At 67.5% G+C, this 16,623-nt stretch carries 18 protein-coding genes; 5 read left to right on the top strand and 13 right to left on the bottom strand.

Annotated elements, in window-relative coordinates; genetic code table 11:
* Positions 1–211: 211 nt before the first annotated feature.
* Positions 212–613 (top strand): hypothetical protein, encoded by a 402-nt coding sequence (locus AC2A1N_RS16595; protein WP_061480257.1) that lies wholly within the window; start codon positions 212–214, stop codon positions 611–613.
* 3 nt (positions 614–616) lie between these two features.
* A complete protein-coding gene (locus tag AC2A1N_RS16590; RefSeq protein WP_004153636.1) occupies positions 617–1,063 on the top strand; it encodes a 3-dehydroquinate dehydratase in 447 nt (148 codons plus the stop codon).
* A gap of 117 nt (positions 1,064–1,180) precedes the next feature.
* Here the strand turns inward: AC2A1N_RS16590 and dcp are convergent, their stop codons facing one another.
* From dcp to arfB, 3 genes are all read right to left on the bottom strand, one after another.
* Entirely contained in the window at positions 1,181–3,337 is a 2,157-nt protein-coding gene (gene dcp, locus AC2A1N_RS16585; RefSeq protein WP_061480256.1) for a peptidyl-dipeptidase Dcp, read from the bottom strand.
* Between the two features lie 111 nt (positions 3,338–3,448).
* Positions 3,449–4,051 (bottom strand): lysophospholipid acyltransferase family protein, encoded by a 603-nt coding sequence (locus AC2A1N_RS16580; RefSeq protein WP_049413619.1) that lies wholly within the window; start codon positions 4,049–4,051, stop codon positions 3,449–3,451.
* 4 nt (positions 4,052–4,055) lie between these two features.
* Positions 4,056–4,487 carry an alternative ribosome rescue aminoacyl-tRNA hydrolase ArfB gene (gene arfB, locus AC2A1N_RS16575; protein WP_005420755.1) on the bottom strand — a complete coding sequence of 144 codons (432 nt, stop codon included), beginning with the start codon at positions 4,485–4,487 and terminating at the stop codon, positions 4,056–4,058.
* Between the two features lie 133 nt (positions 4,488–4,620).
* On the opposite strand from arfB, the gene AC2A1N_RS16570 reads away from it, so the two are divergent.
* Positions 4,621–5,148 (top strand): DUF2059 domain-containing protein, encoded by a 528-nt coding sequence (locus AC2A1N_RS16570; RefSeq protein WP_061480255.1) that lies wholly within the window; start codon positions 4,621–4,623, stop codon positions 5,146–5,148.
* A gap of 70 nt (positions 5,149–5,218) precedes the next feature.
* On the opposite strand, the gene AC2A1N_RS16565 is transcribed toward AC2A1N_RS16570, so the two are convergent.
* From AC2A1N_RS16565 to AC2A1N_RS16550, 4 genes are all read right to left on the bottom strand, one after another.
* Positions 5,219–5,962, bottom strand: a complete 744-nt coding sequence (locus AC2A1N_RS16565; protein WP_484372909.1) for a pseudouridine synthase — start codon at positions 5,960–5,962, stop codon at positions 5,219–5,221.
* Between the two features lie 85 nt (positions 5,963–6,047).
* Positions 6,048–6,599, bottom strand: a complete 552-nt coding sequence (locus AC2A1N_RS16560; protein WP_061479392.1) for an O-methyltransferase — start codon at positions 6,597–6,599, stop codon at positions 6,048–6,050.
* 32 nt (positions 6,600–6,631) lie between these two features.
* Entirely contained in the window at positions 6,632–8,287 is a 1,656-nt protein-coding gene (ubiB, locus tag AC2A1N_RS16555; RefSeq protein WP_061479344.1) for a ubiquinone biosynthesis regulatory protein kinase UbiB, read from the bottom strand.
* Entirely contained in the window at positions 8,284–8,919 is a 636-nt protein-coding gene (locus AC2A1N_RS16550) for a ubiquinone biosynthesis accessory factor UbiJ (RefSeq protein WP_005420772.1), read from the bottom strand. Before AC2A1N_RS16550 ends, ubiB begins: the two co-directional genes overlap by 4 nt.
* A gap of 533 nt (positions 8,920–9,452) precedes the next feature.
* On the opposite strand from AC2A1N_RS16550, the gene ddlA reads away from it, so the two are divergent.
* Positions 9,453–10,547, top strand: coding sequence for a D-alanine--D-alanine ligase (gene ddlA, locus AC2A1N_RS16545; protein WP_484372906.1), 1,095 nt, complete (start codon positions 9,453–9,455; stop codon positions 10,545–10,547).
* A 76-nt stretch (positions 10,548–10,623) separates the two neighbouring features.
* Here ddlA and AC2A1N_RS16540 read toward each other — a convergent pair whose 3' ends face one another.
* From AC2A1N_RS16540 to oleC, 3 genes are all read right to left on the bottom strand, one after another.
* Positions 10,624–10,779, bottom strand: coding sequence for a DUF1328 domain-containing protein (locus AC2A1N_RS16540; RefSeq protein WP_005407633.1), 156 nt, complete (start codon positions 10,777–10,779; stop codon positions 10,624–10,626).
* 81 nt (positions 10,780–10,860) lie between these two features.
* Complete coding sequence (gene oleD, locus AC2A1N_RS16535; protein WP_134968814.1) at positions 10,861–11,853, bottom strand: 2-alkyl-3-oxoalkanoate reductase; 993 nt, start codon at positions 11,851–11,853, stop codon at positions 10,861–10,863.
* Positions 11,850–13,508 (bottom strand): olefin beta-lactone synthetase, encoded by a 1,659-nt coding sequence (gene oleC / locus AC2A1N_RS16530; RefSeq protein ID WP_231352454.1) that lies wholly within the window; start codon positions 13,506–13,508, stop codon positions 11,850–11,852. Before oleC ends, oleD begins: the two co-directional genes overlap by 4 nt.
* A gap of 104 nt (positions 13,509–13,612) precedes the next feature.
* Between oleC and AC2A1N_RS16525 the strand changes: the two genes are divergently transcribed.
* Positions 13,613–14,044 (top strand): YkgJ family cysteine cluster protein, encoded by a 432-nt coding sequence (locus AC2A1N_RS16525; protein ID WP_134969504.1) that lies wholly within the window; start codon positions 13,613–13,615, stop codon positions 14,042–14,044.
* A 76-nt stretch (positions 14,045–14,120) separates the two neighbouring features.
* Here the strand turns inward: AC2A1N_RS16525 and AC2A1N_RS16520 are convergent, their stop codons facing one another.
* The 3 genes from AC2A1N_RS16520 to AC2A1N_RS16510 all read right to left on the bottom strand — a co-directional run bounded on the left by AC2A1N_RS16520 (position 14,121) and on the right by AC2A1N_RS16510 (position 16,588).
* Entirely contained in the window at positions 14,121–15,011 is an 891-nt protein-coding gene (locus AC2A1N_RS16520; RefSeq protein ID WP_134969505.1) for an alpha/beta fold hydrolase, read from the bottom strand.
* A gap of 140 nt (positions 15,012–15,151) precedes the next feature.
* Positions 15,152–16,168, bottom strand: a complete 1,017-nt coding sequence (locus AC2A1N_RS16515; protein ID WP_005420782.1) for a 3-oxoacyl-ACP synthase III — start codon at positions 16,166–16,168, stop codon at positions 15,152–15,154.
* Positions 16,169–16,270: 102 nt separating this feature from the next.
* Positions 16,271–16,588 (bottom strand): DUF4156 domain-containing protein, encoded by a 318-nt coding sequence (locus tag AC2A1N_RS16510; protein WP_005407628.1) that lies wholly within the window; start codon positions 16,586–16,588, stop codon positions 16,271–16,273.
* Positions 16,589–16,623 lie beyond the last annotated feature (35 nt).

Here is a 16,623-nt window from a genome sequence, read left to right as displayed (position 1 = left end):
CCTGGTCGCGGTGATGCGCAAGATGCTGGTGATCCTCAACGCCCGCAAGCGTGACGCGGAGGCCCAGATGGCCTCCGCCTGACAAGACAGTTGCTACATGAAGGGTTACGCAGGTTTTACGCCCCGGTCCGGCCGCCGGCATCGCACCTTTACGGGCAGCACGCGCATCGTGTGCCCACCGCGCCACACGGCGCATTCCGCAAGGTGTTGTATGACCCTCCTGGTGATCCGCCACGCCTCTTCGTCGGCACCGCGTCCCCAACTGCCGGCACAGCTGGCCGGCCATCGCGTGCTCTGCAGTGACTGTGCCAGCCTGTCCGAGGTACGCCAGTGCCTCTGCCAACCGCAGGCGCGCTCGGCCGACTGGGTACTGCTGGATGTCGGTGCCGCCGACGAGGCGCAATGGCAGGCCGAAGGTGGCGCGCTGCAGGCGGCACTGGAACGGCTACCGGCGCAGTACATCGAGTTGCAGGCGCCCAGCGAACCTGGTCTGGATGCACGCCTGCGCCTGCAGCACGGCCCCGCCGCCGTGGTGGTCGACCAGCGCAGCCAGCAGGCCGGTTACCCGTTGTCGCTGGCCATTGTCGGCCGCCGCCTGGCGCAGGAGAGCTGAGTCATGTCGATCTTCATCATCCGCGGCCCGGAAGCGGCCGGCGCCCTGATCCGCACCGCGATGCCGCTGCCGGCACCGGTCCTGAAGTCGCTGGTGCATCGCGCGATCGACGCCGGCACCAGCGTGGCGATCCGCGCCTGCGGTTCGGAACAGGAACTGCTCGATGCGCTGCGCGTGGCCGACCACAGCCGTGGCGAGGTGACGCTGCTCGATCCGGGTGCGTGTGCCAACAGCCTGCGCCTGCAGCGGCTGCTGCCCTATCTGCACAACGCGTATGTAGAGGTGCATGACGACGGCGCAGTGGCCGAACCGTGCCTGCCGGCCGGTGTCGGCCAGCGCCTGGGCATTGCTGCTGGGTATGGCGCGCAGAGTTATGTGCTGGCGCTGGATATCGCGCTCGATCACCTGGGCCTGGCCGAGCAGGCCAACCGGGTGCACGTGGGAACGTGATCCGCTTGTGTAGAGCCGAGCCCATGCTCGGCTGCGTCTCCAGAAAAAGCCAGCCGAGCATGGGCTCGGCTCTACACAAAGAAAAACGGCGGGGTTGCCCCCGCCGCTTTCTGTTTCTTACTTCAGCCCGCGGAACTTCAGCAGCGGTTCCACCGACGGGTCCTTGCCGCGGAAATCGCGGTACAGGGTCGACAGCTCCACGCTGTTGCCGCGCGAGAGGATCTTGTCGCGGAACTCCTGGCCGTTGGCCGCCGTCAGGCCACCGTGTTCGGTGAACCACTGGTAGGCGTCATGGTCCAGCACTTCGGCCCAGAAGTAGGCGTAGTAACCGGCCGAGTAACCACCACCCCAGATGTGGTCGAAGTAGGTGGTGCGGTAACGCGGCGGCACCTGCGGCAGGTCGACCTTGAACTTCTTCAGCGCGCTGGCTTCAAAGGCACCGACATCCTGCAGCGGCGCATCGGCCTTCTGCGTGTGCCAGGCCAGGTCGAGCAGCGCGGCCGACAGGTACTCGGTGGTCGCATAGCCCTGGTTGAAGCTGCGCGCCTTGAGAATCTTGTCGACCAGTTCCTGCGGCATCGCCTCGCCGGTCTTGTAGTGCTTGGCGTAGTTGGCGAACACCTTCGGGTCCAGTGCCCAGTGCTCGTTGAACTGCGACGGGAACTCGACGAAGTCACGCGAGGTGGCGGTGCCGGCGATCGACGGGTACTTCACGTTCGAGAACATGCCGTGCAGCGCATGGCCGAACTCATGGAACATCGTGGTGACGTCGTCGAAGCTGATCAGCGCCGGCTGGCCGGCAGCTGGCTTGGTGAAGTTGCAGACGTTGTAGACCACCGGCTTGGCACCGGTCAGGCCGTCCTGTTCGACGAACACGTCCATCCAGGCGCCACCGGACTTGCTGTCACGCTTGAAGTAGTCGGTGTAGAACAGCGCCAGCGAGGTGCCGTCCTTGTCGAACACTTCGTACACCTTCATGTCCGGGTTGTAGGTCGGAATGTCGGTGCGCGGCTTGAAGGTGATGCCGTACAGCTGGGTGGCGGCGTAGAAGACGCCGTTCTGCAGCACGTTGTCCAGTTCGAAGTACGGCTTGATCTGCGACTCGTCCAGATCGTACTTGGCCTTGCGCACCTGCTCGGCGTAGAAGTCCCAGTCCGAAGCGGCGACCTGGAAACCACCCTTCTGCGCGTCGATGACCTTCTGGATCTCACCGGCCTCGGCGCGCGCCTTGGCGGTGGCGGCCGGCACGGTGTCGGTCAGCAGCTTGAGCGCGGCCGCCGGAGTCTTGGCCATCTGGTCGCCCAGCTGGTAGTCGGCGAAGGTGTCGAAGCCGAGCAGCTTGGCCTTCTGTGCACGCAGCTGGGCCAGGCGCTGCACGGTCTGCCGGGTGTCGTTGGCATCGCCGCGCTCGGCGCGGGTTTCCGAAGCCTTCAGCACGGCGGCACGCTGGTCGCGATCGCTCAGCGAGCCGAGCACCGGCTGCTGGGTGGTGTTCTGCAGCGGCAGCAGGAATTTGCCATCCAGCTTGCGGTCCTTGGCGGCGGCCGCAGCATTGTTGATCGCGCCCTCGTCCAGGCCGGCCAGCTTGGCCTTGTCGTCAACGACAACAGCCGCAGCGGCGGTCGCGGCCACCAGGCGGGTGTGGAACTGGGTGGAGAGCGTGGTCTCTTCCACGTTGAGCTTGCGCAGGGTCGCCTTGTCAGCGTCGGACAGCTGCGCACCGGCGCGCACCAGGCCATCGTAATAGTGCTCGACCAGGCGCTTCTGAACCGGGTCCAGCTCCAGCGTGTCACGCTGGTCGTACAGCGACTTCACGCGCGCGAACAGCTTCGGATCGAGGTTGATCTCATCCTGGTGCGCGGCCAGCTTCGGCGCCACTTCTTCCTGGATCTTCTGGCGCGCATCGTTGGTGTCGGCCTGGACCAGGCCGAAGAAGATGCGCGACACGCGGGTCAGGGTCTCGCCGCTGCGCTCCATCGCCACGATGGTGTTGTCGAAGGTGGCCGGCTCGCTGCTGTCGGCGATCTTGCGCACGTCGGCCAGGTGCTGGCGCATGCCTTCTTCGAACGCCGGCAGGTAGTCGCTGTCCTTGATCTTGTCGAACGGCGGGGCCTGGAACGGCAGCGTGCTGGCACTCAGCAGCGGATTGGTGGAGGCTTCGGCCGGCTGCTGGGCCGGGGTCTTCTGGGCATCGGACACGGGGGTGGACTCCTTGCCGGAACAGGCCGCCAGCGCCAGGCTGATGGCGGCGGCCAGGACTACGGTACGCGACATGTAAAAACGCTCCTTGGGCAGACGGTATGGATACCAGCCCTCCACCCTACTCCTGTCGCGCTCGCCCGGCATGTGCCGGACGTGGCGTCTATGCGGCGTCCTGCGGCCGGCTCAGACCGTGCCGCGGGTCTTGCCGATCCAGGGCCGGTAGAACTCGCGGATGGCAGCCATGTCGGCCACATCGTCGCCGCTCGGGGTGAACAACGGACCGATGCCGATGGTCTTTTCCGGATAGTGGAAATACGCAGTCAGGATCGGCACGTCGGCCATCCGGGCGATCTTCAGGAAGCCGGCCTTCCAGTCCTTCACCGCCTTGCGGGTGCCCTCGGGGGTGATGGCGAACCACATCTTCTCGTTGTTGCGCAGCAGGTCCACCGCCTGGCCCACCGTGCCCTGTGGCGAGCTGCGATCGAGCGGAATCACGCCCAGCCGGTGCAGCAACGGGCCCAGCGGCCACCAGAACAGCGACGCCTTGCCCAGCACCTTCACCTTCATGCCCAGCGCGATCTTCGCCGCCATGCCCCACAGCCCGTCCCAGTTGGACGAATGCGGGGCGATGATGAAGACCAGCCTGGGGATGTCAGGCAGGGTGCCGGTCACCTTCCAGCCCCCCATGCGCAGGGTGCAGCGCGCCAGCCAGCGCAGGAAGGCGTTGGGTTTGACCTGCGGCATCTGCGGCGGCACGGCCGGCAGCAACGAAGTCGGGTTGTTCAAGCAATCACTCCCAGTCACGTGATGAGCGCCCGCGCTTGATCTGCGCGCGCCCGCGTTTGGCGTCCAGACGACGCAGTTTCGACCCGAGGGTCGGCTTGGTGGCCTTGCGCGGTTTGGGCACGCTCAGCCCGGCCTGGATGAAGGCCGCCAGCCGCTCGCGCGCATCCTCGCGATTGCGATCCTGGGTGCGGAAACGTTGCGCGTCGATGACCAGCACGCCTTCGCCGGTCATGCGCCGGTCACGCCGCGCCAACAGCCGCGCGCGCAACGGTTCGGGCAACGAGGGCGAATTGGCCACGTCGAAACGCAGTTCCACCGCAGTGGACACCTTGTTGACGTTCTGGCCGCCGGCGCCACTGGCGCGCACGAACCGCTCGACGATCTCGCCGTCGGGGATTTCAAGCTGCGCGCTGATGGTGACCGGTCCACTGCCCATCCGCGCATTGTAGCGGCAGCCACGTGGTGGAGTGCGCCATCGCGCCCCGTATGCCGCCGATCAGGCGCCGAACACGCCGCCTTCGCCTGGGCTGCAGGTATGCTGGCGGTCCCATGTACCGCAGGAAGCCCGCATGACCCGCTTCGCACCCGCCCTGCCGTCCCTGCTGCGCCGCGCCGCCCTGCTGCTGGCACTGGCCACGGCCAGCGTCCCGGCCCTGGCCGCCCCGCCGACCGACGGCGACATCAACCGCCTGCTGTCGGCCTCGCGCGCGCAGAGCATGATCGACACCATGGTGCCGCAGATCGAAGCCATGCAGCAGCAGCAGTTCCAGCAGGTGGCCGCACAGCGCCAGCTCACCGCCCAGCAGCAGGAACAGCTGAAGCGGATCCAGGCGCGGACCAGCCAGACCCTGCGCCAGGCCATGTCGTGGCAGCAGCTGCGGCCGATGTACGTGGACCTGTACAAGAAGACGTTCAGCAAGGAAGACGTGCTGGCGATGGCCGAGTTCTACGAGAGCGCGGCAGGCCAGAGCCTGCTGGACAAGACCCCGGCACTGATGCAGAACGTGATGGTGGCCATCCAGGCGCGCATGCAGCCGCTGTTTGCGGACCTGCAGAAAGACCTGGAAGCGATCGTCAACGAGCCGGAAAAGAAATAGCAGGGTGCGCCGGGCCATGCCCGGCCGCTGGCTGTAGAGCCGAGCCCACGCTCGGCTTACCGCAGCAGCATCAGGCGTCGTCCACCTGCCAGCCGAACAGGTCCAGTGCCTTCTGGAACTGGCGGTCCAGCGGCGCACTGACATCCACGTTGCCGCCCTCCGGATGCGGAAAACGCAGGCGCTCGGCGTGCAGCAGCATGCGGTGCATGCCCTGCATGCGGAAGATGCGGTTATGGCGCCCATCGCCGTGGCTGGTATCGCCGATCATGTGATGCGAGAGGTGCTTGAGGTGACGGCGGATCTGCCGGAAGCGCCCGGTCTGCGGCTGGCAGCGCAGCAGCGCGTAGCGCGAGCTGCTGAATTCGCCCACCGGCACCGACAGCTCGCCAGTGGCCAGGCGCTGGAAATCGGTGATCGCCGGCTTCTTCACCGGCTTGCCCGGCCCGCCGTCCAGATCATGGTCCACCCGCCAGGACAGCTCGGCCGGCCAGCCTCGGCAGACTGTCAGGTAGTCCTTGGCCACTTCGCCACCCATCAGTGCCTTGCCCAGCGAACTGGCAGTTTCGCGGTCGAAGGCCACCAGCAGGCAGCCACTGGTGGCCCGGTCCAGGCGGTGCACGAGGAAGATCGGCCGCCCCAGCTGCTCACGCAGGCGGTCGGCCAGGAAATCATCTTCGCCACGGGCCAGCTTGCTGTCGTGGACCATCAGCCCGGCAGGCTTGTTGACCACGGCCAGGCGCTCATCCAGGTGCAGCAGCTGCAGGGGCGCGGTTTCAGTCTCGACCGCGGCGAGGGTGTCAGGTTCGGTACTCACCGCGGGATTATACGGGCGCCCTGATCGGGGTCAGATCCCTTTTCCTGCGGAAAAGGGATCTGACCCCGGGTGTGTGGCGCGGCGGTCAGCCGTTGCGCACGGCCAGCAATTCGCCGTTGCCCACCGGCACCACGCTGGTGCTGAAGTCCGGATCGGCATCCAGCAGCAGGCACAAGGGTTTCATCTCTTCCGCGTGCGACGTGGCGTTGTCCACCACCAGCAGGCCCCCTGGCCGCAGCACGCGGCGCAGCTGCGGCCACCAGCCGGCGTACTGCCCGCGGTCCGAATCCAGGAACAGCAGGTCGATGCAGCCTTCGCCGGCCTCTGCCAACCACTGCCCGGCATCGCCATGCACCAGCGTGATGTGCGCGGCCAAGCCGCTGCGCGCGAACGTGGATCGCGCCATCGCCACCTTGTCCTCGGCGACTTCCAGCGTGGTCACGTGGCCGTCGATGGCGGCGGCGGCTTCGGCCAGCCACAGCGTGGAGTAGCCATTGGAGGTGCCGATTTCCAGTACCCGGCGTGCGGTGCCGAAACGCACCAGCACCGACAGGAATTCACCGGTATCCGGCGTGATGTTCAGCATGCGCCGAGCGCGCTCGGTTTCATGCGCGTCGTTTTCAGCACCGAAGTGCATCAGTTCGTTCTTCAGCGTCTGCAGCACCGGGTCTATCTCCACCACGCGCGCGCCAGCGCCAGCGCGCCGACGGCACCAGACACCCAGCTCCACATCGGCAGGTCGCCCCAGTACCAGCCCGGCGGCTGCAGCACGTACATCAGCGCGGCGATGGCCAGCAGGCCGACGCCGGTGATCGCGCCGACCGCGCGCTTCTGCAGGCGCTGCACGCTGGCATCCAGCGCAACCAGATCGCGCGAGCGCATCGCCAGCTCGTGGCGCCCCTCCACCTGCTGGGTCAGCCAGGCGTGTACGAGGCGCGGCATGTCCGGTGCGTGGGTCATGATTTCCGGCAACCGCTTGCCGATCTCGCGCACGACCCGGCGTGGGCTGTAGCGCTCGCGCAGGATCTTCGCCAGCACCGGCTTGGCCACCGCCCAGATATCGATCTGCGGATCCAGCTGGCGGCCGACACCTTCGATGTTCAGCAGGGTCTTCTGCAGCAGGATCAGCTGCGGCTGCAGGGTCAGCTGGTAGCGCTGCGCCACGCGGAACAGCTTCATCAGCACTTCGGCCAGCGAGATCTGCGACAGCGGGCGGGTGAAGTACGGCTCGCACACCGAACGCACAGCCGCTTCCAGATCATCGATGCGCACGTTGTCCGGCATCCAGCGCGCCTGCACATGCAGTTCGGCGATGCGGCGGTAGTCGCGGTTGAAGATGGCCATGAAGTTCTCGGCCAGGTAGTACTGATCCTCCTGCGACAGCTGGCCCATGATGCCGAAGTCCAGCGCGATGAATCGCGGGTTGGCGCGGCGGGCCGGATCGGTGTCGACCCAGATGTTGCCGGCGTGCGCATCGGCATGGAAGAAGTTGTCGCGGAACACCTGGGTGTAGAAGACCCGCACGCCCTTGGCGGCCAGTGCCTTGCGGTCGATGCCCGCCTTGTCGAGCGCGGCGATGTCGTCGGACGGGATGCCCCACACGCGCTCCAGGGTCAGCGCGCGTTCGGCGGTATGGCTCCAGATCACTTCCGGCACGTACAGGTCGTCGCTGTTCTCCCAGAAGCGGCGCAGCACGCTGGCATTGGCGCCTTCGCGCTGCAGGTCCAGCTCGGCGGCCAGGGTGTTCTCGACTTCGGCCACCACTTCGCGCGGTCGGATCTTGTCGGCACGCGGATGGGTACGCTCGACCAGCGCGGCCAGCGAGTTGAGCAGGGCGATGTCGGCATCGATCTGCTTCTCGATGCCCGGGCGCAGCACCTTGACCACCACCTGGCGGCCATCGGCCAGCGTGGCCGCATGCACCTGCGCGATCGAAGCCGAGGCCAGTGGTTCGGTATCGAAGCTGGCGAACGCCTCGCTGACCGGCAGGCCAAGCGCTTCCTCGACAATGCGACGCGCGGTGTCACCGTCGAACGGCTTGACCCGGTCCTGCAGCAGGGTCAGTTCGTTGGCCACGTCCGGCGGCACCAGGTCGCGGCGGGTGGACAGGATCTGGCCGAACTTGACGAAGATCGGGCCGAGGTCCTGCAGCGCCAGGCGCAGGCGTGCACCGCGCGACTGTGCGGCGATGTCGGCCGAGGCACGCGGCACGAACGGCTTGGCCAGGCGCAGCCAACGCTCGGCCGGCGTGCCCTGCAGCAGGTCGTCAAGGCGGTAACGCAGGATCACCCGGCCGATGCGGCTCGCCCGCAGCACGGCCTTCATGCGGCACCCCGCAGGCGCTGCACGCGCGCGCCAAGACGCTCGACGTCATCGCGCAGCACGTCCACATCATCATGGAAGGCATCCAGCTCGGCACGCGGCACCACGTCGCGCGATTCCTCGGTGATGAATTCGGCGGCGCTGTGGGCCAGGTCGATCGCACCCTGGCGCGCGTGCTGCAGGGCGCTGCGCAGGGTGTTGGCGACCTGCACGCCCAGTACCTCGCCGAATACGCTGACGAACGGCTGCTGCCAGTCAGGATCGAAGCCCTTGGCCAGCTGCTGCAGGCGCCGCGCCAGTTCGGCGTCACCGGCCACGCGTACACGGCCCTTGTTGTTGGACTCGCCGCGCCGTGCGTTGGCCAGCAGCGGCAGCTGCGCCAGTACGCCGGCCAGGCTGCTGCGCACGGCCAGGTCGGCTTCCTGCGCATCCACCGGGCCGACCCGCAGCTGGTCGCCGTCGACGCTGATGCGCATCGCCAGCGACGGCGCTTCCAGGGTCAGGTCGATGTGCCGGCCATCGAGGCTGGCCAGGGCATGGCGGGTATCCGGATCCAGCGCCAGCGCGCGGTTCAGGGCGATCTGCAGGGCGCGGCCAGCGACCGGCTTGAGGGACTTGAGCAGGGAAAGAGCCATGGGCGCATTCTACCTGCGTGGGTGGGGGGCTTGGGCCGGGCTGCCGCCCGGCACCCGCAGAGGCACCGGCCGCTGGCCGGCAAGATCAACATCAAAAGCGGGCTGTCCGTGGGATGGCGGGGTGGGTCCGGTTGCGGGGGACGCTGCAAGTCCCCCTCCGGGGCCCGGCCCAGCCGCGGGCGGCTGTGCGTTCGGGCGCTTGCGAAGCAGTGCTTCGCAAGCAAAGCGCCCTCACCCATGTAAGCTCGGTCGCCGCTTGCTCGTGTGCGCTGTCCTGCGCACGCGGCAAGACCGGGGTTGGGCATCCTGCCCAACCCGCCCGAGGCATGCCTCGGGCCCATGCGGCTCACGCCCCCGCAACCGGACCCACCCCGCCTTCGACAGGTTCCTGCTGTTGTTGGTGGGTGTCGACCTTGGTCGACACGGTAGATCGCCATGCGTGGATGGATTTCTGGTTCATCTGTGCCTCACGCGGAAGGCCGATGAAGGTTCATGCTATGGGGCCACGCAACGCACAGGACATCGCATTCCCCATGGCACGGACCCGGGTCGGCATCATCTTCGGGGGCAAGTCTTCCGAGCACGAAGTTTCACTGCAGTCGGCGAAGAACATCCTCGATGCGCTCGATCGCGAGCGCTTCGAGCCGGTGCTGGTCGGCATCGACAAGCAGGGGCAGTGGCACCTGAGCCAGCCGGAGACGTTCCTGATCAATGCCGAAGATCCCTCGCGCATCGCGCTGCATCGGTCCGGCACGTCGCTGGTGGTGCGCCCGGGCGCCGAGCAGGGGCAGCTGCAGCCGTGCGATGCGGCCAGCGCCTTGGCGCAGATCGATGTGGTGCTGCCGATCGTGCACGGGCCGCTGGGCGAGGACGGCGCGCTGCAGGGCCTGCTGCGCATGGCCAACCTGCCCTTCGTCGGTTCGCCGGTACTGGGCTCGGCAGTGGCGATGGACAAGGATGTGACCAAGCGCCTGCTGCGCGACGCCGGGCTGCAGGTGGCGCCGTGGCTGTGCATCCGCCGCCATCAGGCGGCGGCAGTCGATGTCGACGCGGTGATCGCCCAGCTTGGCCTGCCGCTGTTCGTGAAGCCGGCCAACCAAGGCTCGTCGGTAGGCGTGAGCAAGGTCAAGGATGCAGCGGGCTTCGCCGAAGCGCTGGCAATGGCGCTGCGCTACGACCACAAGGTGCTGGTGGAATCGGCGGTGATCGGCCGCGAGATCGAGTGCGCGGTGCTGGGCAACGAACATCCGCAGGCCAGCCTGTGCGGCGAGGTGGTGGTGCACGACGAGTTCTATGCTTACGACACCAAGTACATCAACGCCGATGGTGCCGAAGTGGTGGTACCCGCGGATATCGATGCTGCAACCCAGGCGCGGATCCAGCAGATCGCGCTGCGGGCCTACCAGGCGCTGGAGTGTGCCGGCATGGCGCGCGTGGATGTGTTCCTCACCGCGGGCGGCGACATCATCATCAACGAGGTCAACACGCTGCCCGGCTTCACCCGCATCAGCATGTACCCGAAGCTGTGGGGTGCCAGCGGCGTGGACTACACCACGCTGATCACCCGCCTGATCGAGCTGGCGCTGGAGCGCCATGAAGCCGATCGCGAACTGCAGAGCGCTGTATAGCGGCGTTATCGCCCGCAGAGTCGAGCATGGCTCGACTCTGCGGAAAGCGATACCGGCCAGCGGCCGGCACTACCAGCTAGCCTCGCTTGCGGAACATCGAGATCACCGCAAGGATCAGGAACACCACGAACAGGATCCAGGCGATGTTCGTTGCGGCGCCGGCAATTCCGGAGAAACCCAGAACGGCGGCGATGATGGCGATGACAAAGAAGATGATGGCGTAGTGCAGCATGGCGCTCCTCGCGGGTGGTCGAGCCTTGGATGGCGTGGGTCCATCCTCCCGATCCTGCGGTGTGCAACCAGTGATGGCGATCTATGCAGCAGATGAAGCCTTCAGCCTGCGCAGCCCTTCTTCGATGCTGACCTGCGGCACGTAGCCGAAGTCACGGCGCGCCGGTTCCATGCTGTACCAGTGCGGCGTGCACAGCTGCTCGGCCAGGAAGCGGGTCAGCGGCGGCTCGCCGCGCAGGCGCAGCAGCGGCCACAGCCGCTCGCAGACGGCGCCGATGCGGTAGGCGGTCTTGAAGCTGATCGCCTTGTCCACGGATGGCGCACCCACCGCAGCCAACAGCTTGTTCACCAGCTCGCGCATCGGCAACGGCTCGCCGTTGGAGATGAAGTAGGCCTTGCCCGCACACGCAGCGCCCGGTGCCAGGGCGTCAAAGGCGAGGAAGTGCGCCAGCGCGGCGTTGTCGATGTAGGTGGTATCGACCTTGTTGTTGCCTTCGCCGACCAGGCGCAGGCGTCCCTGCCGCGCACGCTCGGCGAGCCTGGGCACCAGCTGCTGGTCACCGGGGCCCCAGATCAGGCGCGGACGCAGCGCCACCGTCGCCAACGCTGCATCGTTGGCGGCCAGCACGCGCTGTTCGGCGATCGCCTTGGTGGCCGCATACGGCGCCTGGAAATCTTCGCCGTACGGCACCTCGTCAGCCCCCAGGCCTTCCACCGGATGGGTGGCACGATGGGTCACGCTGGGCGTGGAGGTGTAGACCAGCCGGGTGATGCCATGCGCGCGGCACGCAGCGAGGACGTTGTCGGTGCCGACCACGTTGGCCTGGTGGTAGCTGTCATAGCTGCCCCATGCGCCGGCCTTGGCGCCGTTGTGGAACACCGCATCGACGCCGGCCACCGCATGCAGCACCGCCTGCGCATCGGCCAGATCACCGCGGATCTGGCCCACGCCCATCGCCTGCAGTTCCGGGTAATGACTGCGGTTGAACGCCAGCACCTGGTGGCCACGCTCGACCAGCCCGCGGCACAGCGCCTGCCCAAGGAAACCACCGCCACCGGTGACCAGGATCTTCATGCGCGCTTCTCCAGTTCGGCGCTGGCCCAGACGGCGAGCTTTTCGCGGCCGATCTTGGCGTTGTGACGGATATCGACGGGGAACGCCGGATGCACCAGGAAGTGCTGCAGGCCGGCCTCCGGCAGGCGGGCGGCTGCGTGCGCACGCAGCGCTTCCTGCAGCGCCGGGCTGTCGGACTGGCCGCGCTGCAGCTCCACGCACAGCACCGGCACCTGCGCGCCGGCGGCGCCGACGCCGACCAGTGCCGTGCGCGCCACGCCGGCCACGGTGTTGAACACCGGCTCGACCTGCTCGGTGTACAGCGGCCCGCGCGCGGTTTCCACGCGTTGCGTCTTGCGCCCGCAGAACCACAGGCGGCCCTGCACATCGAAATAACCGACGTCGCCCATGCGATGCACCACGCGGGTGCTGCCGTCGGCCAGCGTCTCGCGGATCTTCGCCGCCGCGGTGGCCTGCGGTCGGTTGAAGTAGCTGTCGGTGGCGGTCGGCCCGGCCACGGTGATTTCCCCCACTTCACCCACCGCCAGCACGCGCGCCTGCGACCAGTCCGGCAGCGGTGCGTCGTCGATGGCGATGATGCGCACCTCGTTGGGGGCCACCACGCTGCCCACGCAGGTGCCGGCACCGGCCTCGGTCGCCGCACGGGTGCGCTCCAGTTCGCGGCCTTCGACCACCGCCACCGGCAGGCACTCGGTGGCGCCATAGGGGGTCCAGAACTGCGCATCGGCCGGCAGCAGGCTGCGGATGGTGGCGACCACGTCCGGCGGCACCGGTGCCCCGGCCGAGGTCACCCGGGTCACCGTCGGCAGTGGCCGCCCGTGCCGGGCCAGCACCCGCATCAGCGCTGGCGAGCCGAACAGCTGGGTCACGCCGAAGCGCTGGATCGCATCGTGCAGGCGTCCCGGGTCGGCCTGCGCCGGCCGCGTCGGGTCCATGTCCGGGATCACCGAAGTCAGGCCCAACGCCGGGTCGAACAGCGCGAACGGTGGGAAGGTCGGCAGGTCCACCCCACCCGCTTCCATGCCGAAGGCACTGCCCAGCAACTGGATCTGGCCGACGAAGTGGCGGTGGCGGTAGACCACGCCCTTGGGCACGCCGGTGGAGCCGCTGGTGAACAGGATCGCCGCCATGTCCTCGCCATCGGTGTCGGCCAGCATCGGCCCAGCGCTGGCGCCAGCGCGCTCCAGCGTGGCCAGCGTGGTGCCGCCCCAGCCGAGGCGGCGGCCGACCGTCACCAGCCGGGTGGCCGACGGCGCCCAGCGCAGCACCAGCCTCGCCACATGCGCCAGCGGAATGCCGATGAAGGCCTGCGGCTGCGCCTCGTCCAGGCACTGCTTCAGTGCGCGCCGGTCGATGCCCGGATCGACCAGCACCGGCACTGCGCCCAGCTTGAACAGCGCGAACATCAGCAGGAAGAACTCCGGAGAAGGCCGCACCATCACCACCGTGCGCACGCCGCGGCCAATCCCGTAACCGGCCAGGCCGGCGGCCATGGCATCACTGCGGGCGTCCACCTGACGGTAATCGAGGGTGACATTGTAGGCGGCCATGCCGTTGCCGGCGCCGCGGCGGCCGGGGCAGCGGATGGCGATCTGGTCGGGGCGTTCACGCGCCAGTTCAGGCAGCCGTGCGGCGATATTGCAGGGTCGGTTCATCCGTTCATTGTCGCCGCTTACGGAATTTCTTGCGCGGCGGCCCACTTCGTGGAAAATCCGCTCCCTCGTTCCTGATTCCGACTGCCGCCCGAGGCGGCTTGCCCATGCAACATCCCTGCATGACCTGCGGCGCCTGCTGCACCCAGTACCGCGTGGCCTTCCACTGGATGGAATCGGACGAGGTCACCCCCGGCGGCGTGCCGCATCAGCTCACCGAGGTGCTGGATCCGCACCGCCTGTGCATGCGCGGCACCCATTCCAAGCCGGTGCGCTGCGTCGCGCTGGATGCGCAGATCGGCGTGTATTCACGCTGCACGATCCACCCCAACCGGCCCAGCGTGTGCCGTGAGGTGGATGCATCGTGGGAATACGGCAAGGCCAGCCCGCAGTGCGACAAGGCGCGCATTGCCTATGGCCTGGATCCGCTGACGCCGGCCAACTGGCGTTGGCGCGATGACGCCGACAATGACGACGATCATCCGGACGACAACGGCAACAGCCCGTCCTCGCCGCCGCAGGCACCGGTCGCCGCATAATCCGGTGTGCCGACCAACGGTCGGCACCCACCCATACCTTCCACTTGTGGGTGCCGACCGTTGGTCGGCACACCTCTCAGATCGGGTTCTTGTCCAGGAACGCGCGGATCTCCGGTACCAGCACTTCGTGCTTGTCTTCCAGCACATAGTGGCCGGCGTCCTCGAAGGCATGCACCTGGGCCTGCGGCAGTGCGGCCTGGAAACCCTTCAGGAAATGATGGTCGAACACGAAGTCACGCAGGCCCCAGCCGAGGAAGGCCGGGCGGTCGGCGAACGAAGGCAATGCCTTGCCGGCACGCTCCAGTAGCGACCAGGCCTTGTCGGCCGGCGACAGCGGGATGTCCTGCATGAAGCGGATGGTGCTGATGCGGTTGGCCCAGCTGTTGTACGGCGACACGTAGGCGCGGCGCACATCGGCCGGCATCCTGCGCTCCACGCCAAGCCAAGAGGCCCCGGACGAGAACGCATTGAAGCTGCGGATGATCCACTCGCCGATCTTCCAGTGGCGACCCAGCGCGATCTGCCACGGCATCTTCTTCGCCGCCGGCATCGGGAAGGCAGCGGTGTTGAGCACGACCAGGCGCTTCACCTGCTCGTGGTGCGACAGCGCCCAGCCGAAGCCGATCATGCCGCCCCAGTCGTGCACGGCCAGGGTCACCGGGCCGGTGATGCCCAGGTGCTTCAGCAGCGCATCAAGATCGTCCACGCGCGACTGCAGCGTGTACTCATAGCGGCTGTCGTCCGGCTTGTCCGACAGGCCCATGCCAATGTGGTCCGGCACGATGCAGCGGTACCTGTCCGACAGGCCGGCCACCAGCGTGCGCCAGTAATAGCTCCACGACGGGTTGCCGTGCACCATCACCACCACCTCGCCATCGCGCGGGCCCTCGTCGAGATAGTTCATCGACAGGCCGGGGCGGACCTCGAAGCGCTGCGGGTGGGCGGGGTAACCGGGAAGATCGCGCATGCGGAGCACCTAAGGAGAGTCGCGGCGCAATGTAGAGCCGAGCCGTTGCTCGGCTGCTCTCCGGTCCGCTGCGGAAGAGCCGCGCTGCGCGCGTGAGCCGAGCATGGCTCGGCTCTACAGGAGGTCGGGCAACGGGCTGCTTACCAGACCACTTCAGCCATCGAGCAGTTCAGGCCCGAGCCAATACCCAGAAGCGCGATGCGATCACCCTTCTTCAGCTTGCCCAGCTGCTTGAGCTTGCTCAGCACGATCGGCACCGAGGCCGGGCCGATGTTGCCGTGCTCGCCGAAGATGGTCATGACCTTCTTCGGGTCGATGCCGAAGTTCTTGATGAACGCGGCGGTGTGCGGCTGGCTGACCTGGTGGATCACGAACTGGTCCAGCTCCTCCACGGCCCAGCCGAGTGCGATCTTGGCGGCGCTGAAGGTCTTCTGCGCCAGCTTGATGCCTTCGATCAGCAACAGGCGGGTGTCGGTGACCATGCGGTCCAGGTTGCCCAGGCACAGCTGGTTCCACTCGGTGGCCGAGCGGGTCACGCCGCCCTTGTAGCGCGGCGCGTCCGGCACCAGCTCCGCGCGCGCCATCACCATCGCGGCGGCGCCCGACCCGGTGGTCAGCGCGGCCAGCTCGTTGCGGAAGTCGTCGGCGGTGACGTCCGGGGCGGTCATGCGCTCCAGGGTCTTCTCGTACACCAGGTTGGCGGTCTCGCCGTCCACCACCAGCGCGTAGTCGATATCACCGCGCTCGATCATGCGCGCCGCGATGTCCATGCCGTTGATGAAGGCCAGGCAGGCGTTGGCGACGTCGAAGGTCATGCATTCGTCGCTGACACCGAGGTTGCCCGACACGATCGAGGCCGTGGACGGCTCCAGGTAGTCGCGGCTGACCGAGGTGTTGACCAGCAGGCCGACCTGGGTCGCGGTGATGCCCGCGTCTTCCAGTGCCTTGCGGCCGGCCATGGTGGCGGCGTCCGACGCCAGCACGCCGTTGTCCCACAGGCGGCGGGCGTGGATGCCGGCGATGTCGCCGAGCACATCGGTGCGGATACCCAGGCGATCCAACGTCGGCTGCAGGCGTTCGTTGATTTCCTTGGTCGTCAGCGTATGCGGTGCGTCGACGTGTGCCAGGCCGGCGATCGAGACATTCTTGAAGAGCATCGAGGTTAGCGCCAAGGCTCAGGCAAAAGGGGGCGCTATTCTATAACCCCCGGGCTTTCACCGCATCTTTACGAATTCAGCCTCGGCCGTATGGTGAAGCGTTCAGCGCGGCGGGCACTGGAACGCGGCGAAGCGCTGGCTGCCATCGGCGGGGGCCGCAGCGGCCTGGACGGCATTGGCACCGGCGCTCGGGGCCTCGTTGCGGGCCAGGGTTTCCAGCTCTTCCTGCACCCGCAGCGGGTTGCGGTTGTAGAAGCCGACCTTGCTCTTCACGGTGACCACCACCTCGCCCTTGGCGATGCAGCCAGCCGGAACCGGCCCTGCCGGCAGCACGCGGGTTGCCTTGCCGGCCGGTTCGATCGGCACCCAGGTACAGGCGGTGACGGTGAGCAGCAGGGAGGAAAGCAGCAGAACGCGCATGGGCAGATCCTGGAAGGGTATGGGGGGATTCTGCC

Source organism: Stenotrophomonas maltophilia group sp. SKK55 (assembly GCF_057179845.1).
This window is presented reverse-complemented; position numbering and strand designations above follow the sequence as displayed.